Genomic DNA, 20,563 nt, shown 5'->3' with positions numbered 1-20,563 from the left:
ATCGCCTTATGGTGCGATTATCGAACAATTCCTGATTGATGGTGCCGATAGCGCCTTACAGCAGGTTCCAGCTGTAACTGAGGATCAGCCGGTTCTCGTCGATATCGCTGCGGTAGTTGGAGCGCGCGGTGACGTTGCGCACGCGCATGCCGAGGCCCTTGAGCGCGCCGCTCTGCACCACGTAGCCGATATCCAGATCGCGCTCCCAGTCCTTGCCCTCGTAACGCGCACCGCCACGGTTGGTGGCCTGGGCATCGACGTTGTCGCCGCGGATATAGCGCACCCCGGCCACCAGGCCCGGCACGCCCATGGCGGCGAAGTCGTAGTCGTAACGCGCCTGCCAGGAGCGCTCGTCGGCCGAGGCGAACTCGAATGTGGGCACCTCGTTGCCCAGCGGCGAGACATTGGCAAACACCCGCGGGAAGGCGTCATCGCCGAACATCGCCTGGTAGCCGACATAGAAGGTGTGGCCGCCATGCTTGGCCGAAAGCAGGGCGAAGGCCGCCTGATTGTCGATCTCACCGAGCAGGCTCTGGCCGTCGTCAGCCGAATCGTAGAAACCGAGGTTGGCGCCCAGGGTCCAGGCGCCGACCGGCTCGCTGTGCTTGAGGCCGAGGAAGCGCTGCTGGTAGATGTCCTCCAGCTGCGCATACCAGGCGCCGAGCGAGGTGCGCCCGGCGTTGAAGGCGTAGTCGCCGCCGGCGTAGTTGAAGGCGTCGCTGCTCGCCGCGCGCTGCGGCAGGTGGCCGAGCATGGCCAGCATCTGGTCGTCGCCGGCCTCGTTGCGCAGGCTGGTGGAGTTGAGATGCCCGGCCTGCAGGGTCAGCCCGGCCAGCTCGTTGGAAACCAGGCTGACTCCCTGGTAGCTGGGCGGCAACAGGCGAATGTCCGAGTAGGTCAGCACCGGCAGGTTGGGCTGCAGCTCGCCGACTTTCAGCTCGGTCTTGGACAGGCGCAGCTTCGCCGCCAGGCCCAGACGACTGTAGTCGTCGGCGGCCTTGCCGCTCTCGCGGGTCGGCAACAGGCCGGTGTTGACTCGATCCGGGCTGCTGTCGAGCTTGAGGCCGAGCAGGCCGATGGCATCCACGCCGAAACCCACCGGCCCTGGGGTGTAACCGGATTTCACGTTGAGGATAAAACCCTGCGCCCACTCCTCGGCCTTGGACTGCCGGTTCGGCCCGACTAGGTCGGAGAAGTCGCGGCTGAAGTAGTAGTTGCGCGCCGTCAGCGTGGCGCTGGCGTCGTCGATAAACCCGCCCTCGCCGGCCTGGCTCAGGCTCGGCAGGCAGGCGGCAATGGCGGTGGACAGCAGGCAAAGGCGTGGGCTGTATTTCATCGGTAGCGTGCTCTTGTTGTTATCGAGGTTGCAGAAACCCGCCCGGCAGCCCAGGGGTTGCCGGTTCGGGGGAATGGATTGGGGGTTATTCCCTGGCCGGCTCGCCGGCGGGACTGGCAATGGCGGCCGGCTTGCGCAGGCGCAGCAGCAGGTGCGCGGCGAGACCGAACAGCAGGCCCCAGAAGGCCGCCGACAGGCCGAGGAAACTCACCCCGGAGGCCGTCACCAGGAAGGTGAACAGCCCGGCGTCGCGCTCCTTGGGCTCGCTCAGGCTGCGCGCCAGCGCCTCGCTGAACGCGCCGTACAGCGCCAGCCCGGCCAGGGCGGCGATCAGCGCCGCCGGAAAGGCGGCGAACAGCGACACCAGGGTGGCGCCGGCGATGCCGAGCAGCAGATAGGCCAGGCTGCCGACCACCGCGGCCACGTAGCGCCGTTTGGGGTCTTCATGGGCCTCGCGGCCGGTACAGAGGCTGGCGGTGACCGCCGCCAGGTTCAGGCCGTGGCAGCCGAACGGCGCCAGCAGCGCGCCGCCGATGGCGCTGGCGCCGATCAGCGGGCTGGCCGGGGTTTGGTAACCGGCGCCACGCAGCACCGCCATGCCCGGCATGAATTGCCCGGTCAGCGCCACCAGCACCAGCGGCAGCGCCAGGTTGAGGGTGGCGGTGAGGCTGAATTCGGGGGCGATCCACTGCGGCGTGGCCAGCTCCAACACCAGCGCCTCGCTGCGCAGCTGGCCGCCGAGCAGGGTCAGCACCGCCCCCACGGCCAAAACGCCGGCCACCGCGTAGCGCGGCGCGGCTCGGCGCAGCAGCAGGTAGGTGACGAACATGCTGATGATCAGCAGCGGCTGCTCGGGCAGCGCCTTGAACACCTCGATGCCGAAGGCGAACAGGATGCCGGCCTGCAAACCGGCGGCGATGGAGCCGGGCAGTTTGGCGATCAGCCGGTCGAAGCTGCCGCTGAGGGCGATCAGCAACAGGATCAGGTTGGCCACCAGGTAGGCGCCGATGGCCTGGTTCAGGCCCAGTTCAGGCAGGGCGCCGACCAGCAGCGCGCTGCCGGGGATCGACCAGGCGATCACCACCGGCGTGCGGTAGCGCAGGCTGAGCAAGAGGCCCAGCGCGCCACTGCCGATGGAAATGGCCCAGACCCAGGACGACAGCAGCGCCTGCGACAGGCCGGCGCTTTCCGCGGCATGGAAGATCAGCACCAGCGGCCCGGCGTAAGAGATGGTGGTGGCCAGCAGCCCGGCCACCAGGGCGGGCAGGCTGAAGTCTTTGAGCAGGGCTTTCATGGTCCCTCGCAAGGTCAGGCTGGCGCTTCTTGGGAAACGCTCTTGTTGTTTACGCCCGGGGGCCGTGCCGGCACGGCCCTGGGTGCCGCCCTCACCCGCGAGCGGGCGAGGGCTCGGGGGCTCAGACGCCCTGCAATGCACGCGGCCGCGCGCTGCGGCGTTCAGCCTTGGCCTGCGGGGCCTTCTGCAGTTGGAAGTCGAACGTCAGCTCGGCGAAGCGCTTGGCCGAGATACCGCGGTCGCGGGCGGCGGCCTCATCCTCGACGAACTGGATATCGCCGACCAGGCCCTCGCGGGTGGCGTAGGCGAAGTCGTCCCACAGGTACTGGTCGCCGGCCAGGTTGATCTGGGTGGTCAAGTGGCGATGGCCCGGCGCGGAGATGAAGAAGTGGATATGCGCCGGACGCTGGCCGTGGCGGCCGAGCAGGTCGAGGCATTCCTGGGTTGGGCCCTGCGGGTCGCAGCCGTAGCCGCTGGGCACGATGCTGCGCGCGCGATAGCGGCCCTGGGCGTCGGTGACGATGCGCCGGCGCAGGTTGTAGTCGCTCTGGCTCTTGTCGAAGTAGGAGTAGTTGCCCTTGGTGTTGGCGTGCCACAGGTCGACCACGGCGCCGGCCACCGGTTTGCCCTGGGTGTCGCGCACCACGCCTTCGAGGAACATCACCGTGGCCACGCCGTCTTCGCTGCCGTCGTCCATCCGCCCCTGGCCCTCGGCCAGGGGCGCGCCGGCTACGTACAGCGGGCCTTCGATGGTGCGCGGGGTGCCGCCGCTGAGGCCGGCCTCGGCGTCCTTGGCGTCCTGCAGCAGGTCGAGGAAGTGTTCCAGGCCCAGGCCCGGCACCAGCAGGCCGAACTCGCTGCGCGCGCCGAGGCGGTTGAGGTAGTCCACCGCCTGCCAGAATTCGTCGTCGGTCACTTGCAGGTCTTCGATGATCTTCGCCGCGTCGCCGACGATGCGCAGCATCAGCTGCTTGAGGCGCGGGCTGCCCTGCTCGTTGTTGAGGCCGCAGGCCTCGCGGAACAGGTTCTGCACGTCTTGGGTGTGGGAGATTTTCACGGTCATGGTGGCGTACCTCGTTGTTGTTCTGGGGATCAGCGGTCGTCGGCATGGATCGACGAGGGATGCCGGCACAGCGGCGTGACCTCGATGTCCATGTAGGGGAACAGCGGCAGTTGCAGCAGGGTGTCGTGCAGCGCCTCGACGCTGGCCACGTCGAATACGCTGTAGTTGGCGTAGTGTCCGGCGATGCGCCACAGGTGGCGCCAGGTGCCCTCGCGCATCAGGCGCTGAGCCAGTTCCTTCTCCTCGGCCTTGATCCGCGCGGCCACTGCCGGGTCCATGTCGGCCGGCAGCCTTACGGTCATCTTTACGTGAAACAGCATGGCTTCGATCTCCTGCTTACTTGCGGGCGAAGAACGCCAGGCGCTCTTCGTCCAGGGTCAGGCCCAGGCCGGGGGTACGCGGCACCTGCAGGGCGAAATCGCGGTACAGCGGCGGCTCGCTGACGATCTCCTCGGTCAGCAGCAGCGGGCCGAACAGCTCGGTGCCCCAGGTCAGCTGCTTGAGGGTGAGAAAGGCGTGGGCCGAGGCCAGGGTGCCGATGGCGCCTTCGAGCATGGTGCCGCCGTACAGGGCGATGCCGGCCGCTTCGGCGATGGCCGCAGTGCGCAGCACGGCGCGCGGGCCGCCGTTCTTGGCGATCTTCAGGGCGAACACGCTGGCGGCGCCGTCGGCCGCCAGGCTGAAGGCGTCCTCGACGCTCTCGATGGATTCGTCGGCCATGATCGGTGCCGGGCTGCGCTGGTTGAGGCGCACCTGGCCGGCGCGATTGATGCGCGCGATGGGCTGCTCGATCAGGTCGATGCCGTTGTCACCCAGCACCCGGCAGGCGCGGATGGCCTGGGACTCGTCCCAGCCCTGGTTGACGTCGACCCGCACGCTGGCGCAGTCGCCCAGCGCCTGCTTGATGGCGATGACGTGGTTGAGGTCGCGCTGCAGCTCGCCGGCACCGATCTTCAGCTTGAAGATGCGGTGGCGGCGGATGGCGAGCATCTGCTGCGCCTCGTCGATATCGCGGGCGGTGTCGCCTGAGGCCAGGGTCCAGGCCACCTCCAGGCTGTCGCGCACGCGGCCGCCGAGCAGCTCGCTGACCGCCAGGCCCAGGCGCTTGCCCTGGGCGTCGAGCAGCGCGCTTTCGATGCCCGACTTGGCGAAGGTGTTGCCCTTGGCCAGCTTGTCCAGGCGCTGCATGCAGGCGTTGATATTGGCCGCGTCCTGACCGATCAGCGCCGGCGCCAGATGGCTGTCGATATTCTGCTTGATGCTCTCCGGGCTCTCGTTGCCGTAGGCCAGGCCACCGATGGTGGTGGCTTCGCCTATGCCTTCGACGCCGTCGCTGCAACGCAGGCGGATGATCACCAGCGTCTGGTTCTGCATGGTATGCATGGCCAGCTTGTGCGGGCGGATGGTCGGCAGGTCGACTATGGTCGCCGTCAGGCTTTCGATCAGGACGTGGCTCATTTCAATCTTCCAGGTTCAGGGTGAGGCTCAGGCCTTGGCCGCCGCCAGCGCCGCGGACGCCGCCTGGCGCCGCTGGCCGCTGAGGGTGAACACCGCCATGGCCAGGGCCGCCACGGCCCCGGGTATGGCGAAGGCGATGAAGTTCAGTTGCAGCGGCAGGTTGATCGCCATCAGCGCGCCGCCGAGCAGCGGCCCGACGATGGCGCCGTTGCGGCCGATGCCCGAGGCCCAGCCGAGGCCGGTGGAGCGGATCGACAGGCCGTAGAACTGCGCGGCGCCGGCGTACAGCAGGATCTGCGTGCCGATGGTGGTGGCGCCGGCGATGAAGATCAGGCCGTAGAGCACCGGCGTCGGGCTGTTGAAGCCGAGCAGGCTGATCGAGGCGGCGGCGGCGACGAAGAAGGCCACCATCACCTTGCCCAGGTTGAAGCGATCGCCCAGCCAGCCGCCGAGAATCGCCCCGGCCATGCCGCCGAAATTCAGCGCCAGCAAAAACGACAGGCTCGAGCCCAGGCTGTAGCCGGCGCTGGCCATCAGCTTGGGCAGCCAGGAGCTCAGCGCGTAGACCATCAGCAGGCAGCAGAAGAACGCCAGCCACAGGCACAGGGTGCGCAGCGCGCGGCCGTCGCGGAACAGCTCGAAGACGCCGACGCCCTGGCCCTTGCCATCGCTCATCTGCAACTGGTCGGCGGCGTCGAGGGCCAGGCCCGGCTCGACCTTGGCCAGCACCGCGCGAGCCTGCTCATGGCGACCCTGGCGCACCAGGAAACCCACCGACTCCGGCAGCTTCCACAGGATCAGCGGCAACAGCAGCAGCGGCACGGCGGCGGCGAAGAACATCGACTCCCAGCCGAAGCGCGGCAGCATGTAGATGCCCACGCCGGCGGCGAGCATGCCGCCCAGCGAGTAGCCGCTGAACATCACCGCCACCAGGGTGCTGCGCAGGCGCTTGGGCGCGTACTCGTTCATCAGCGCCACGGCGTTGGGCATCAGCCCGCCACAGCCCAAGCCCGCGATAAAGCGGAAGATGCCGAACTCGGTGGGGCTCGTGGCGAAGCCATTGAGGATGGTCGCCGTGGAGAACAGCACGAAGCAGATGGTGATGCCCTTCTTGCGCCCGATCCGGTCGGCCAGGGTGCCGAAGCCGAGGGCGCCGAACATCATGCCGAACAGCGCGTAGCTGCCCAGGGCACCGGCCTCCAGCGGGGTCAGGTTCCACTCCTGCATGATCGCCGGCAGCACCACGCCGAAGATAAACAGGTCGTAGCCGTCGAAGATCAGCAGCAGCGCGCACAGCGCCATGACCATCCAGTGGAAGCGGGAAAAACGTGCGTTGTCGATAACGGGGTGAACGTCTATCTGTCGCATGGCATCGGTTCTCGGTTTTGTTTTTGTTGTGAACTGCTCGGTTGCTTGTGTAGGAGCGCTCGGCCGGTGTTCCGCTTTAGCCACGATTCGCGGCTAAAGCCGCTCCTACGGGGTCGTGCTCAGCCCAGATCGCCTCCGCCCACCGGCAAGGTCACGCCGGTGATATAGGAGGCCTCGTCCGAGGCAAGGAAGAGGATCGCGCCGACCTGCTCGTCGATGCTGCCGTAGCGTTTCATCAGGCTGCTCTCGACGGTCTGCGTGACGATCTGCTGGTACCAGGCCTGCTCCTGTTCGCTCGGCTCGGCGGCGTTGCGCGGGATGCGCCGCGGCGGCGCCTCGGTGCCGCCGGGGGCGGTGGCGTTGACGCGGATGCCGCGCTCGGCGGTCTCGAAGGCCAGGCAGGCGGTGAGGGCATTGACGCCGCCCTTGGCCGCACCGTAGGGCACGCGGTTGACCCCGCGGGTGGCGATGGAGGAGACGTTGACGATGGCGCCACTGCCCTGCGCCAGCATCTGCGGCAGGGCGGCGTGGCAGCACCACAGGGTGGGGAACAGCGAGCGGCGCACCTCGGCCTCGATCTGCGCCGTTTCGTAATGCTCGAAGGGCTTGGCCCAGATGGTGCCGCCGACGTTGTTGATCAGGATGTCGAGGCGGCCGAAGCGCTCGACGGCTGCCTGCATCACGCTCTGGCAGTCGCCGGCCTGCTCCAGGTCGGCGGTCAGGCACAGCACGCCTTCATGCTCGGCCAGCTCGAACACCAGCTCGGAGCGGTCCACCGCCACCACTTGGGCGCCCTCCTCCAGCAGCCACTCGGCGACGCGGCGGCCGATGCCCTGGGCGGCGCCAGTGACCACGGCGACCTTGTGTTGGAAACGCATTCTCATAGTCCCGTCCTCGTCGAGGGGCCGCGGGCTTGCGCCCGCGCCGCAAATAAAACCGGCCCGCCACCGTGGTGGCGGAGCCAAGGAGCAATCAGGCGCTGGCGGCGAACTTCTCGTAGTAGAAATTGGCCGGTGCTATGCCCTGCTCGCGGATGTACTGGCTGACCGCCTCGACCATGGGCGGCGGGCCGCACAGGTAGATGTCCACCTCGCCGTCGTTGAGGTGCTTGGGCTCGATGTGCTGGGTGACGTAGCCCTTGTGCGGGTAGCTGCTCTCGGGGCTGGCCACGCAGGCGCTGAAGCTGAAACCCGGGATGCGCGCGGCGAAGGCTTCCAGCTTGTCCAGCTCGACCAGGTCATGGTCGTGGGTCACGCCGTAGATCAGGTGCAGCGGGTGCGCGCAGCCTTCGGCGGCGATCTTCTCCAGCATCGCGGTGAAGGGCGCCAGGCCCGTGCCGCCGGCCAGCAGCAGCAGCGGGCGCTTGATCTCGCGCAGGTAGAAACTGCCCAGCGGGCCGGCCAGGCTGATGCTGTCGCCGGTCTTGGCCAGGTTGCTCAGAAAACTGCTCATCAGCCCGCCCGGCACGTTGCGGATCAGGAAGCTGACCTCGCCGTCCTTCTGCAGGCTGCTGAAGGAGTAGGCACGGGTCTGCTCGCTGCCCGGCACCTGCAGGTTGACGTACTGCCCCGGCAGGAAGGCCAGCTGGCTCAGGGCCTCGCCCTTGACCGACAGGGCGATGGTGCTGTCGGAGAGCTTGCGCACCGCGCTGATGGCCGCCTCGAAGCTGGCCTGCTGGGTCTTGCACAGCTGCGAGGAGGCCGGCACGCGGATCACGCAGTCGCTCTCGGCGCGCATCTGGCAGGTCAGCACATAGCCTTGCTCGGCCTCGGCCTGGCTCAGGGCGTCCTCGATATAGTCCTCACCGAGGTCGTACTGGCCGGCTTCGGCGAAGCACTTGCAGGCGCCGCAGGCGCCATCGCGGCAGTCCAGCGGGATATTGATGCCCTGGCGATAGGCGGCGTCAGCCACCGTCTCACCCAGGTTGGCGTCGATAAAGCGGGTCACCCCGTCTTCGAAATTCAGTGCGATCTTGTGGCTCATGGCGCACCTCGCTATGCGGTTGGCGGCGTGCAGCGTCCCGCGACGGGAGCCGAAGGCTCCCGCCGGCAGCGCTGCAGCGGAATCAGATGTGGTAGACGTCGATGATCTGGCGCACGTAATCGTTCTTCAGCACCACCTTCTTGGCCTTGATCAGCGGGTTCTCGCCGCGGGTATCCAGGGTGTAGAAGCTGGTGCCGTAGAAGTGATCGACGGTCTTGTAGCGAAAGCTCAGGGTGTGCCAGTTGAAGCGCACCTTGGTCAGCCCATCGCCCTGCTCGACGATCTCGATGTTGTTGATGTTGTGCGAGGTGCGGGTGTCCGGGATGGTGGCGCTGGAGCGCTCGGTGCGGATGCGGAACACCCGGTCTTCCAGGCCGCTGCGGTTGCCGTACCAGATCAGCGAGATTTCGGTCTGCGGGTTTTCCACCAGCTGGTCGTTATCGTCCCAGGCCGGCATCCAGAACTCGGCGTCCGGGGCGTACAGCTCCAGCCACTGGTCCCACTGCTTGTCATCCAGGTAGCGCGCCTCGCGGTAGAGGAAATCGCGCACGGCGTCATAGGAAAGGCTCATTTACGCACCCTCCACGTGGATCAGTTGGTCTTGCTGTTCTTTCAGCGCCTGGATCATCTGCTGCTGCCAGTAGTGGTGCTGCAGCACGAACAGGCCTTCGTCCTCGGTGCGCGCACCGCTCATCAGCGGGTGCAGGTCGATCTCGCGGGCTGACTCGTCGGCGCCGTCGATCCAGTGCTTGGCGCCGCGGGACATGTCGTTCCAGACCATGGCGCGGCCGGCAAAACCCTGCTGGCAGGCGCGAAACTCCTCCAGGTCATCGGGGGTGGCCATGCCCGAGACGTTGAAGAAGTCCTCGTACTGGCGGATACGCCGCGCGCGCGCCTCGGCACTCTCGCCCTTGGGCGCGATGCAGTAGATGGTCACCTCGGTCTTGTCCACCGACAGCGGGCGGGCGATGCGCAGCTGCGAGCCGAACTGGTCCATCAGGTACAGGTTGGGGTACAGGCAGAGGTTGCGCGAGTGGCCGATCATCCAGTCGGCGCGGGCTTCGCCGAACTCGGCGGCCAGGCGCTCGCGGTCGGCGAACAGCGGGCGATCTTCCGGGTTGTCCCAGCGGGTCCATAGCAGCAGGTGGCCGTTCTCGAAGGAGTAGAAACCGCCGCCCTTCTTGCCCCAGCCGCCGGCGCTCATGGCGCGGATGTCGTCGCCGGCCTCTTTCAGCTTGCGCTGCTGCTGGGTGGCGGCGTAGTTCCAGTGCACGGCGGTGACGTGGTAGCCGTCGGCACCGTTTTCCGCCTGCAGTTTCCAGTTGCCCTCGTAGACATAGGTGCTGGAGCCGCGCAGCACTTCCAGGCCTTCGCTGGACTGGTCGCAGATCATGTCGATGATCTTCTTCGACTCGCCGAGGAAGTCCTCGAGCGGCGCCACGTCCTCGCGCAGGCTGCCGAACAGGAAGCCACGGTAGGACTCGAAGCGGGCGACCCTCTTCAGATCGTGCGAGCCGTCGCAGTTGAAGCTGTCAGGGTAGCCGGCTTCCTTGGGGTCCTTGACCTTGAGCAGCTTGCCGCTGTTGTTGAAGGTCCAGCCGTGGAAGGGGCAGGTGTAGCTGGCCTTGTTGCCGCTCTTGAAGCGGCACAGCATGGCGCCGCGGTGGCTACAGGCGTTGATGAATGCGTTGAGCTCACCCTCCTTGTTGCGCGCGATGAAGATCGGCTGGCGCCCCATGTGGGTGGTGTAGTAGTCGTTGACGTTGGGGATCTGGCTCTCGTGGGCCAGGTACAGCCAGTTGCCCTCGAAGATGTGCTGCATCTCCAGGTCGAACAACCGGGGGTCGGTGAACATCTCGCGCTTGCAGCGGAAAATGCCCTTGTCCTTGTCTTCTTCAAGCAGGCTATTGAGGTAGTCGAGTCCCAGGTTCATGGCCATGGCTCCGTTGTTATTGTTTCAACGGTTCCAAGGCTATGCCGCCTGATTGTCCGACAATATCCAGTTAGTGCAGGACCTTTATCCGTTTTCTGCAGGGTGCGACCAAGGTCGTAGAAGCCGCGTCAGCCGTGGCCTGGGCAGAAACTCGGAAGGTGGAAAACGTAGGGTGGAAAACCGCGAAGCGTTTTCCACCTGTGGCCAACCGGAAGAGATACGGCGCGTGTTTGATCGGTGGACAAGCTACCCGCTCGTAGGGTGTGCCGTGCGCACCGAAAACACGCGGAGCGATCAGGACTCGCGGCGACGCAGGGTATCGGAGGGCAGCTCGCCGAAGGCGCTCTTGTAGCTCTCGGAGAAGCGGCCGAGGTGGAGGAAGCCGTAGTCCAGCGCCACCTCGGTGATATTGCGCACCTTGGCCGAGGGGTCGCTGAGGCAGGCGTGCACCCGCTCCAGCTTGCGCTGGCGGATGTAGTGCTTGGGCGTGGTGCCCAGGTGCTTGTCGAACAGCGCGTAGAGCGAGCGCGGGCTGATATGGGCGAGCTGGGCCAGCTGCTCGAGGCTGATGTCCTGCTTGAGGTTGTCGTCGATGAATTGCACCAGGCGCTCGAACGAGGGGTTGCTCTCGGCCAGCTCCACGCGGCTGACGTTGTTGCCGAGCAGGCCGAGCAGCTTGCTGGCGATGATCCGCGTGTAGTGCTCCTGCACCGAGGGCAGCGACTGCTCGCTCTCGGCCTCGTCGCAGACCAGGCCGAGCAGGTTGGTGAAGCCTTCGAGCTGCTGCAGCTGGTGGCGCGAGGCGAAGCGCACGCCGTCGGCCGGGCGCTGCCAGTGGTTGTCGCTGCAGGCGCGCTCGATCAGCTGGCTCGGCAGCTTGACGATGAACTTCTCGCAGTCGTCGGAATAGGTCAGGTCAACCGGATCGTCCGGGTTGATCAGCAGCAGTTCGCCGGGGGTGAAGTAGTGTTCCTGGCCGTGGCCGCGCCACAGGCAGTGGCCCTGCAGCAGCATCTGCAGGTGATAGATGGTTTCCAGCGCCGGCGAGGTGACGCGCACGCTGCCGCCGTAGCTGATGCGGCACAGGTCGAGGCTGGCGAAGCTGCGGTGGCTGAGGCTGGCGGCCGGGCGGCCGCTGTTGGGCAGGCGAATGCAATGCGAGCCGACATGCTGGTTGACGTAGTCGGATACCGCATAGGGGTCGGCATTGGCGAACAGCCGACTCTTCTCGTTGAGCAGACGACAGTCCATAACTCAGGGCGCTCTTATTGTTATCAACTGGCGAGTGCTGACGGGCCAAGGCTGCCCTCCTCGCTCGAACCATAGATACAGGCAAATGGCCTGCCGCTGATCACGAGCCGATCAACGGTTGACCGGCACAGGTTAGCGGCCTGGCGAGCTTAGGCAATCGGACCTTGGGCGAATATCGCGGCGGGCGATTACCGCCCGCTTTCGTCTGGATCAGGCAGGATCTCCTAGGGTGGATCGCGCTTTATCGATCCACCGTCCTGGTGGATGTAAAAAGCGCCATCCCCCCTAGGATCTGCTCAAGAAGGCCGAAACAGCTGGCTGCTGAGCTCGCGGCTGGCGCTGAGCATCAGCGGCAGGTAGCGCTTTTCCAGCTCGCTGATCGGCACGCGACCGGCGTGGGTGCTGACGTTCATCGCCGCCAGCACGTGGCCGGCGGAGTCGTACACCGGCACCGCCAGCGAGCGCAGGCCCTGCTCCAGCTCCTGGTCGACGATGCACCAGCCCTGGTGGCGCACGCGCTGCAGGCACTCCCACAGCGCCTCGGGGGTGTGCAGGGTGCGACTGGTCTTGGGCTGCAGCTCGGCGTGGGCCAGGTAGTCCTGCAACTGGTCGTCGTCCAGCGCGGCGAGCAGGATGCGGCCCATGGAGGTGCAGTAGGCCGGCAGGCGGCTGCCGACGCTGAGATCCACCGAGATCAGCCGCTGCGGAATCGCCGACCGGGCGATATAGAGCACCTGCTCGCCCTCCAGGGTGGCCAGGTTGCAGGCCTCGTGCAGCTGCTCGCTCAAACGGTCGAGATAGGGCTGGGCGGACACCGCCAACGGCGTCGACGACAGGTAGGCGTGGCCCAGGGTCAGCACCTTGGGCAGCAGCGAATAGGTGCGCCCGTCGGTGGTGACGTAGCCCAGCTTCATCAGGCTGTAGAGGCAGCGGCGCACCGCGGCGCGGGGGATCTCGGTGCGGTGGCTGATCTGCGCGATGGTCAGGTGGCGCTTGCGCTCCTGAAAGGCGTTGATCACCGCCAGGCCGCGGGCCAGGGAGGTCATGAAATTGGGATCGCCGGCGAACTCCTCGATGCGCTTGGCCGGCGACACGTAGGGCGGCGGCGCCAGGCTGGACAGGGGCGGACGGGTATCGCTCATGGAACCTCCGGGGCGGTCGACAGTGCCTGGCGATTATCGAACCCCGGTGCGGTAATCGCAAACCCCCGAAAAACTGATACCCGGTGCTGCACGCCCGCACGACCTGCCCTAGAATGCGCGGCCGTTTTCTCAGGCTGTCCGCACCATGCCCTTCTCCACCCCCGCCCGCGCCTGCGGCATCGACTTCGGCACCTCCAACTCCACCGTCGGCTGGCTGCGCCCCGGCCAGGACAGCCTGCTGGTGCTGGAAGACGGCAAGATCACCCTGCCCTCGGTGATCTTCTTCAACACCGAGGAACGCCGCCCGGTCTACGGCCGTCAGGCCCTGCAAGAGTACCTGGAGGGCTACGAAGGCCGCCTGATGCGCTCGCTGAAGAGCCTGCTGGGCTCCAAGCTGCTGAAAAGCGAGACCACGGTGCTCGGCAGTGCGCTGCCGTTCAAGGCGCTGCTCGGCTTCTTTATCGGCGAGCTGAAGAGCCGCGCCGAACGCCTGGCCGAGCGCAGCTTCGACGAGGTGGTGCTGGGCCGCCCGGTGTTCTTCGTCGACGACGACGCGCAAGCCGACCAGGAGGCGCAGAACACCCTGGTGGCGGTGGCGCACCAGCTCGGCTTCAAGGAGGTGTCGTTCCAGTACGAGCCGATCGCCGCGGCCTTCGACTACGAGTCGAACCTGGACCGCGAGGAGCTGGTGCTGATCGTCGACATCGGCGGCGGCACCTCGGACTTCTCCCTGGTGCGCCTGGCACCCGAGCGCCACCAGCTGGCCGAGCGCCAGGACGACATCCTCGCCACCGGCGGCGTGCATATCGGCGGTACCGATTTCGACAAGCAGCTGTCGCTGGCCGGGGTGATGCCGCTGTTCGGCTACGGCAGCCGGATGAAGAGCGACGCCTTCATGCCCACCAGCTACCACCTCAACCTGGCCACCTGGCACACCATCAACGCGCTGTACGCGCAGAAGACCCAGCTGGCCCTGCAGAACATGCGCTACGACATAGTCGACGCCACCGGCATCGACCGCCTGTTCGGCCTGATCGAACAACGCGCCGGGCACTGGCTGGCGATGCAGGTGGAAGACAGCAAGATCGCCCTGAGCGAGCAGGACGCGCGCGCCATCGACCTGTCGCGCGTGGAGCCGGGGCTGGTCGCCGAACTGAGCCGGCCGCTGTTCGAGAACGCCATCGAGCCGCTGCTGGAACGTATCCGCGCCAGCCTCGGCCAGCTGCTCGCCGATGCCGGCATCGGCGCCGGGCAGGTCGACACGCTGTTCTTCACCGGCGGCTCCAGCGGCGTGCCGGCGCTGCGCCAGAGCGTGGCGGCCATGCTGCCGAATGCGCGCAGCGTGGAAGGCAACACCTTCGGCAGCATCGGCAGCGGCCTGGCCATCGAGGCGAAGAAGCGCTACGGCTAAGGCGCCTTGCGCCCCCTTGGGCTCGGCCCCTAGGTTGGGCTGAGGAGCCCGCGACGAAGCCCAACGAGGTCGTCCGCCGGCCCGCCGTTGGGCTTCACGGCGCGCAGCGACAATCTACCGGGGGCCGGCCGATTCTGTTTCCAAATGCTGCCCGCCCGCCGCGGCGCGGGCTGCAGGGTCTAGGTTTACCCGGTGTCCAACCAGCCACACCGGGTGACCGCCATGCTGAAGAAACTGCTGCTCCTCGCCACCGCGCTCGGCCTGCTGCTGGCCGGCGCCCTCGCCCAGGCCCACCACGGCTGGAGCTCCTACGACGCCGATCGGACCCTGACCCTGGAAGTGCCGCTGCAACAGGTCCACTACCGCAACCCGCACGCCGACGTGAGCATCGAGCACGAGGGGCGCAGCTGGCTGGTGATCCTCGCGCCGCTCAGCCGCCTGCAAGCCCGCGGCCTGCCGGAAGCCGACCTGACGGAGGGCAAGACCGTGACCATCGTCGGCTACCCGCGCAAGGACGGCACCGCGGAGATCCGCGCCGAGCGCATCATCGTCGACGGCCGCACCATCGAACTGCGCTAGATGGACGTGCTGACCGCCTGGGCCGCCTGGCTGGAGGCCTCGGCCCTGGGCGAGCAGATGCGCAGCTCGACGCTGCTCTACCCGGCGCTCAACCTGCTGCATCTGCTCGGCCTGGTGCTGTTGCTCGGCAGCATGCTGCTACTCGATGCACGCCTGCTCGGTGCCGGTCGCGGTTTCCCGCTGGCGGCGGTGTCGCGCGCGCTGACGCCGCTGGCGGTGGCCGGCCTGCTGTTGTTGCTGGGCAGCGGCTTCTGCCTGTTCGCCGCCGACGCCGGGCCACTGCTCGGCAACCGCCTGCTACAGTTCAAGCTGCTGCTGATCGCCCTGGGTATCGGCAACGCCCTGTTGTTTCGGCATCTGTGGAGCGCCCGGCTGAGCGACTGGGACGGGCGCGCACCGTTGCTCGGTCGGCTGCAGGCGGCGCTGTCGCTGCTGGCCTGGCTACTGGTGATGAGCCTCGGCCGCCTGCTGGCCTATTTCTAGCCCGGCGCGCTTTGCCTTATCCTGCGCGCCTTCGCCCCCAACAGGAATGCCCCGATGAAAGCCCAGCTGGAAGAACTGATCGCCAAGATAAGCTCCGGCTGCCTGCCCGAGGACGAGATCGCCCGCATCGCCGACGAAGCGGCGCAGGCCTATGCCGACCCGGTCGCCTTCCTCGCCGCCAACCCCGACGTCAACTACGACGACGACTTCCCCATCCCGCTGGGCGAATGGGTGGTGGTCGGCAGCCTGCCGGATACCGTGCTGTTCCAGGCCGACAGCTACCAGGAGCTGTTCCAGCAGATCACCGAGTCCTTCGGCCCGCAGGTGCCGTTCGTGCTCAAGGCCAAGCAACTAGCCAAGACCGAACCGCTTACCGCGCTCAATCGCATCCAGGTGCAGCTCTCGGCGCTGTCGCCGGAAACCGGCGGCTATGTGCTGGTGGACTTCAGCGAACCGCTGGACGACGAGCTGCAGGCAGTGCTGGTGTACGCCAGCGACCTGCCGCGGGTGATGGAGCTGGCGGTGGAAGTGGGCATCTATGCCGCGCCGGCGCTGGAGGCCTTGAAGGCGGCACAGGCGGGAGAATAAGCCACAGGGCTTGCCCTCTCCCCAGCCCTCTCCCATAAATGGGAGAGGGCGCTAATCGCGCCTATCCCGCGGCCCACTCTTTCTCCGGAGATACCATGCGCCCGATCCGCCTCGCCCTATTGCTCAGCCCCCTGCTGCTCGTCGCTTGCGGCGGTGCCGAGACTGCCACCACCGCCACCCTGCAGGCGCAGAACGCGGCGCAAAAGCAGCAGCAGATGGAACAACTCAAGCAGCAGATCGACCAGGTCAATCAGCAGGCCCAGCAGCGCCTGCAAGAGCAACTGGCCGCCGCCGACCAGTAATCGCCTACAACACCCCGCGCAGCGCCTTCTCGAACAACGCGCTGTACTGCGCGGCGCTGAAGGCGATGGGGTTGGTGCCCGCCGAGGGATCGACCTCGGCCATCCGTCCTACCTGCTCGATGCGCGTATCGTCGATGCCGATCTCGCCCAGGCTGTGGGGAATGCCCACCTCGCTGCGCAGCGCCAGCACCCAGTCCAGTACCGCCTCGAAGCCGCTGCCCGGCAGCGCCAGATAGCGCGCCATCTTCTCCATCTGCGCCTCGATGGCGCCGCGGTTGGCCACCAGCACGTAAGGCATCAGCACTGCGTTGAGCAGGCCATGGTGAGCGTCGTACAGCGCCCCCAGCGGATGGGCCAGCGCGTGCATCGCACCGAGGCCACGCTGGAAGGCGGTAGCGCCCATGCTCGAGGCCACCAGCATCTGCAGCCGCGCCTCGACGTCGGTGCCCTGACTGACCGCCCGCGGCAGGTACTGCTGCACCAGGCGCATGCCCTCCAGGGCGATGCCCTCGGCCATGGGATGGAACAGCGGCGAGCAGAACGCCTCCAGGCTGTGCGACAGCGCGTCCATGCCGGTGGCGGCGGTGATCTTCGCCGGCAGGCCGACCGTCAGTTCCGGGTCGAGAATCACCAGCGCCGGCAGCATCCGCGCGTGGAAGATGATGCGCTTGATATGCGCCGCGTCGTCGGTGATCACCGAGGCGCGGCCGACTTCCGAGCCGGTGCCGGCGGTGGTCGGCACCGCCACCACCGGCGCCATGCCGGCGACCTTGACCCGGCTGGCGTTGTCGCCGACGTCCTCGAAATCCCACAGCGGCCGATCCTGGCCGACCATCAGGGCGATGGCCTTGCCGGCATCCAGCGCCGAGCCGCCGCCAAAGGCGATCACCCCGTCATGCCCGCCGGCCTTGAACGCCGCCACACCGTCCATCACGTTGGCGCCGGTGGGGTTGCCCTTGATCGCCGAGAACAGGCCGGTCTTCAGCCCGGCATCGCGACACTGACGCAGCGCCGCGTCGATCATCGGCAGTGCGGCCAGGCCGGGGTCGGTACAGAGCAGCGGCGCGCGCATGCCGAGCTGGCGGCAGGCCTCGGCCAGTTCGCTGATGCGGCCGACGCCGACGCGCATCGCGGTGGGGTAATTCCAGTTCATGCGGTACTGATTCAGGTCCATTGCGCGCCTCACAGCTGAGTCTTGAAGTGGAAGGATTTCGGCCGGGTCAGCTGCTCGTAGCCGACCCTTGAGAGGGTGCAGCCACGTCCGGAGTGCTTCACGCCGGTCCAGGCCAGCCCGGGGTCGAGGTAGTCGCAACGGTTGAGAAACACCGTGCCGGCCTCCACCCGATCGGCCAGGGCCATGGCGGCATCGACGTCGCGGCTGAAGATCGCTGCGGTCAGGCCGAACTCGCTGTCGTTCATCAGCGCCAGCGCCTCCTCGTCGCTGGCGACCTTCTGGATACCCACCACCGGGCCGAAGGATTCCTCGGTCATCACGCGCATTTCATGGTTGACGTTGGTCAGCACCTGCGGCGCCAGGTAGGGCGTACCTGGCGCATCCAGGGGAAACTCGGCCGGGTCGATATGCGCCTTGGCGCCCTGCTCGACCGCCTCGGCGATCTGCGCGCGGACGAAATCGGCGGCGTCGGCCCGCACCAACGGGCCCAGGGTGGTCTGCGGGTCGTCCGAGCGCCCCAGCTTGTACTGGCGCACCAGCGCCACGGCGCGCTCGACGAACTCATCGAACAGCGACTCGTGCACATAGATGCGCTCGATGCCGCAGCACGATTGGCCGGAGTTGAAGAAGGCGCCGTCGATGGCGGTTTCCACCGCATGGGCCAGGTCGGCGTCGGCGCGCACATAGGCCGGATCCTTGCCGCCCAGCTCCAGGCCGACGCTGATAAAGCGCCCGGCCGCCGCCCGCTCGACCATGACCCCGCCCGGCACTGAGCCGGTGAAGGCGACGTGGGCGATGCTCGGCGCCTGGATCAGCGCCTCGGTGTCGCCGTGGCTCAGGTGCAGGTACTGGAACACGCCCTCGGGCAGTCCGGCCTCGGCGAAGGCCTCGACCATGCGCTCGGCGCACAGCGGGGTCTGCGCCGAATGCTTGAGCAGCACCGCGTTGCCCGCCAGCAGTGCCGGCAGCACCGTATTCACCGCGGTCAGGTAGGGGTAGTTCCAGGGTGCGATGACCAGCGCCACGCCCAGCGGCTCGCGGCGGATAAAGCGGGTGAAGCCGGGCTTATCCGGCAGGCGAATGTCGGCCAGCGAGCCCTCGGCGATATCGGCCATATGGCTGGCGCGCTCGACGAAACCGCGGATCTCGCCGGCGGCGTAACGGATCGGCCGCCCCATCATCCAGCACAGTTCCTCGGCCAGCTGGCTCTCGCGTGCGGCGAAGGCGGCGATGGCGCGCCGGCCGATGGCGATGCGCTCACTCAGCGGCGTGCGTTTCCAGGTCTGCTGCGCCAGCTCGGCCCTGGCCAGCGCGGCCTGGATCTCGGGGTTGGAGGCCAGACGACGCTCGACGTAGACCGAGCCGTCGATGGGAGAAATGCATTGCAGCTTGCTCATAAGGTGCTCCAGAAACCTGCCCGCGTGGCCTGGATGCATGCCGGGGACACTCGGCAACAGCGCCCCGGATTGCATCCAGGCTGGGGGAATGGGGAATCAGATGATTTCGAAGTAGCGATCCAGCTCCCAGTCGCTGACATGGCGGCGGTACTCGCGCTCTTCCCATTCGCGGCTGGCGGCGAAGTGCTCGACGAAGGCGTCGCCGAACAGCTCGCGCGCGGCCTGCGAGCCCTTCAGGCGCTGCGCGGCATCCCACAGGGTGCGCGGCAACGCCAGCTCCTCGGGATGCTTGACCGCGTAGGCGTTACCGCTGACCGGCTCGGTCGGTTCCCACTCCTGCATGACGCCGTACAAGCCCGAACCGATGGCCACCGACAGCGCCAGGAACGGATTGCCGTCGGCGGCGCCGAGGCGATACTCCTGACGCTGCGACTTGTCGCTACCAGGGATCACCCGCAGCGCTGCGGTGCGGTTCTCCACGCCCCAGGTGGCGTCGGTCGGCGCCCAGAAGCCGGGGATCAGGCGCCGATAGCTGTTCAGGGTCGGCGCCACCATGCACAGGAATTCCGGCATCAGGCGCTGCTGGCCGGCGAGGAAATGCCGCTGCAGCTTGCTCATGTTGTGCGCCTGGCTGGGGTCGTAGAAGGCCGACTTGTCGCTCGCGCGGTCGCGCAGCGAGACGTGGATATGCCCGCTCTGCCCCGGGTACTTGCCCGACCACTTGGCCATGAAGGTGGCCATCAGGCCGTTGCGCTGGGCCAGCACCTTCATGAAGGTCTTGAACAGCGCGCCCTTGTCCGCCGCCGCCTCGGCGCGGTCATAGGCGATGGCCGCCTCCAGCACGCCGGGCCCGGTCTCGGTGTGCAGGCCCTCGATGGGAAAATCCATGCTCTCGCCCATCTCGAGGATCTGGTGGTAGAGCTCGGCATGCACCGAGTTACGGATCATCGAGTAGCCGAACCAGTCCGGGGTGAAGGGTTTGAGGTCGCGAAAGCCCTTGGCCCGCGCCGACTCCGGCGTCTCGTCGAACATGAAGAACTCGTACTCCAGCGCCGCATAGGGCTCGAAGCCCATGCCCTGGCAGCGCTCGACCACCCGCCGCAGGGTGCCGCGCGGGCACACCGCCTCGGCCTGCTGGTCGAATTCGGCGAGAAACAGCAGCATGCCGTTCTCGAAGGGAATCTCACGGCAGGTGTGCGGCAGGATGCGCACCGGCGCGTCGGGGTAGCCGGTGTGCCAGCCGGTGTACTGGGCGTTGTCGTAGAGCTGGTCCTTGACGTCCCAGCCGAGCACCACGTCGCAGAAGGCGAAGCCGTGCTCCAGGGCGGAGAAGAACTTGCTGCGGCTCATGTACTTGCCGCGCATCACCCCATCGTTGTCGAACAGGCCGACTTTCACGTGGCTCAGGCCACGCTCCTCGACGATGCGCCGGGCATCGCCAAGGGTCTTTACATCCCGTGGTTTGAACATGCTAACCCCTGTGTCTTGTTGTTATGGCGGGCGGGTTGGGCGAGCGGCTGGGCAGCCATGACCGGCTAGGCCGGCGGCGCATGGGCACAGCGCGACGCCTCTCACAGCGTCCGTTTCAGGCCCATTGAGTGTGGTACAGGATTGCCGGGCTGGCAGGGCTGGGGCGGGAAAAATCTGCGGGGGCGGCGCAAGGATCCAAGGACAACGGGCATTGACCTTGCGGCGACTGCGGTTCGTGGGCGGCCCCGCGACACCTGCAGAGGGCAGCGGTCATCGCCATAAAAAACCGCGCCCGTACCTCGCGGCACGGGCGCATGGCCTCACCTGACAA

General features: G+C 67.2%; 20 protein-coding genes. 5 read left to right on the top strand and 15 right to left on the bottom strand.

Going from position 1 to position 20,563, the window contains the following annotated elements:
• Positions 1-55: 55 nt before the first annotated feature.
• From ACIGFL_RS01795 to ACIGFL_RS01740, 12 genes are all read right to left on the bottom strand, one after another.
• Positions 56-1,336 carry an OprD family porin gene (locus tag ACIGFL_RS01795; protein ID WP_397495936.1) on the bottom strand — a complete coding sequence of 427 codons (1,281 nt, stop codon included), beginning with the start codon at positions 1,334-1,336 and terminating at the stop codon, positions 56-58.
• Between the two features lie 85 nt (positions 1,337-1,421).
• On the bottom strand, positions 1,422-2,630 hold the full coding sequence (locus ACIGFL_RS01790) for a benzoate/H(+) symporter BenE family transporter (RefSeq protein WP_397495935.1): 1,209 nt from the start codon (positions 2,628-2,630) through the stop codon (positions 1,422-1,424).
• Positions 2,631-2,751: 121 nt separating this feature from the next.
• Entirely contained in the window at positions 2,752-3,693 is a 942-nt protein-coding gene (gene catA, locus ACIGFL_RS01785) for a catechol 1,2-dioxygenase (protein ID WP_397495934.1), read from the bottom strand.
• 29 nt (positions 3,694-3,722) lie between these two features.
• Complete coding sequence (gene catC / locus ACIGFL_RS01780; RefSeq protein ID WP_059392700.1) at positions 3,723-4,013, bottom strand: muconolactone Delta-isomerase; 291 nt, start codon at positions 4,011-4,013, stop codon at positions 3,723-3,725.
• A 16-nt stretch (positions 4,014-4,029) separates the two neighbouring features.
• Complete coding sequence (locus tag ACIGFL_RS01775) at positions 4,030-5,151, bottom strand: muconate cycloisomerase family protein (protein ID WP_397495933.1); 1,122 nt, start codon at positions 5,149-5,151, stop codon at positions 4,030-4,032.
• Positions 5,152-5,178: 27 nt separating this feature from the next.
• Positions 5,179-6,519 carry an MFS transporter gene (locus ACIGFL_RS01770; protein WP_397495932.1) on the bottom strand — a complete coding sequence of 447 codons (1,341 nt, stop codon included), beginning with the start codon at positions 6,517-6,519 and terminating at the stop codon, positions 5,179-5,181.
• Between the two features lie 119 nt (positions 6,520-6,638).
• On the bottom strand, positions 6,639-7,403 hold the full coding sequence (locus ACIGFL_RS01765; RefSeq protein WP_397495931.1) for a 1,6-dihydroxycyclohexa-2,4-diene-1-carboxylate dehydrogenase: 765 nt from the start codon (positions 7,401-7,403) through the stop codon (positions 6,639-6,641).
• A gap of 88 nt (positions 7,404-7,491) precedes the next feature.
• Positions 7,492-8,502, bottom strand: a complete 1,011-nt coding sequence (benC, locus tag ACIGFL_RS01760) for a benzoate 1,2-dioxygenase electron transfer component BenC (RefSeq protein ID WP_397495930.1) — start codon at positions 8,500-8,502, stop codon at positions 7,492-7,494.
• 82 nt (positions 8,503-8,584) lie between these two features.
• On the bottom strand, positions 8,585-9,073 hold the full coding sequence (gene benB / locus ACIGFL_RS01755; protein WP_397495929.1) for a benzoate 1,2-dioxygenase small subunit: 489 nt from the start codon (positions 9,071-9,073) through the stop codon (positions 8,585-8,587).
• Positions 9,074-10,435, bottom strand: a complete 1,362-nt coding sequence (gene benA, locus ACIGFL_RS01750) for a benzoate 1,2-dioxygenase large subunit (protein WP_397495928.1) — start codon at positions 10,433-10,435, stop codon at positions 9,074-9,076.
• A 294-nt stretch (positions 10,436-10,729) separates the two neighbouring features.
• Entirely contained in the window at positions 10,730-11,686 is a 957-nt protein-coding gene (locus tag ACIGFL_RS01745) for an AraC family transcriptional regulator (RefSeq protein WP_397495927.1), read from the bottom strand.
• 296 nt (positions 11,687-11,982) lie between these two features.
• A complete protein-coding gene (locus ACIGFL_RS01740; protein WP_397495926.1) occupies positions 11,983-12,828 on the bottom strand; it encodes an IclR family transcriptional regulator in 846 nt (281 codons plus the stop codon).
• 145 nt (positions 12,829-12,973) lie between these two features.
• Here ACIGFL_RS01740 and ACIGFL_RS01735 point away from each other — a divergent pair, with 145 nt between their 5' ends.
• The 5 genes from ACIGFL_RS01735 to ACIGFL_RS01715 all read left to right on the top strand — a co-directional run bounded on the left by ACIGFL_RS01735 (position 12,974) and on the right by ACIGFL_RS01715 (position 16,191).
• Entirely contained in the window at positions 12,974-14,239 is a 1,266-nt protein-coding gene (locus tag ACIGFL_RS01735; protein WP_397495925.1) for an Hsp70 family protein, read from the top strand.
• Positions 14,240-14,431: 192 nt separating this feature from the next.
• Positions 14,432-14,818, top strand: a complete 387-nt coding sequence (locus ACIGFL_RS01730; protein WP_397495924.1) for a DUF6152 family protein — start codon at positions 14,432-14,434, stop codon at positions 14,816-14,818.
• Positions 14,819-15,301, top strand: coding sequence for a hypothetical protein (locus ACIGFL_RS01725; protein ID WP_397486552.1), 483 nt, complete (start codon positions 14,819-14,821; stop codon positions 15,299-15,301).
• 54 nt (positions 15,302-15,355) lie between these two features.
• Positions 15,356-15,889: a hypothetical protein gene (locus ACIGFL_RS01720; protein WP_122109121.1), complete on the top strand. Its 534-nt coding sequence runs from the start codon at positions 15,356-15,358 to the stop codon at positions 15,887-15,889.
• 95 nt (positions 15,890-15,984) lie between these two features.
• Positions 15,985-16,191 (top strand): hypothetical protein, encoded by a 207-nt coding sequence (locus tag ACIGFL_RS01715; protein WP_397495923.1) that lies wholly within the window; start codon positions 15,985-15,987, stop codon positions 16,189-16,191.
• 4 nt (positions 16,192-16,195) lie between these two features.
• Here ACIGFL_RS01715 and ACIGFL_RS01710 read toward each other — a convergent pair whose 3' ends face one another.
• The 3 genes from ACIGFL_RS01710 to ACIGFL_RS01700 all read right to left on the bottom strand — a co-directional run bounded on the left by ACIGFL_RS01710 (position 16,196) and on the right by ACIGFL_RS01700 (position 20,232).
• Positions 16,196-17,365, bottom strand: a complete 1,170-nt coding sequence (locus ACIGFL_RS01710) for an iron-containing alcohol dehydrogenase (protein WP_397495922.1) — start codon at positions 17,363-17,365, stop codon at positions 16,196-16,198.
• Positions 17,366-17,373: 8 nt separating this feature from the next.
• Positions 17,374-18,762: an aldehyde dehydrogenase family protein gene (locus tag ACIGFL_RS01705; protein WP_397495921.1), complete on the bottom strand. Its 1,389-nt coding sequence runs from the start codon at positions 18,760-18,762 to the stop codon at positions 17,374-17,376.
• A gap of 96 nt (positions 18,763-18,858) precedes the next feature.
• Positions 18,859-20,232: a glutamine synthetase family protein gene (locus tag ACIGFL_RS01700; RefSeq protein ID WP_397495920.1), complete on the bottom strand. Its 1,374-nt coding sequence runs from the start codon at positions 20,230-20,232 to the stop codon at positions 18,859-18,861.
• Positions 20,233-20,563 lie beyond the last annotated feature (331 nt).

This window comes from Pseudomonas sp. NPDC077649 (assembly GCF_044542855.1).
Classification (GTDB): Bacteria; Pseudomonadota; Gammaproteobacteria; order Pseudomonadales; family Pseudomonadaceae; genus Aquipseudomonas.
This window is presented reverse-complemented; position numbering and strand designations above follow the sequence as displayed.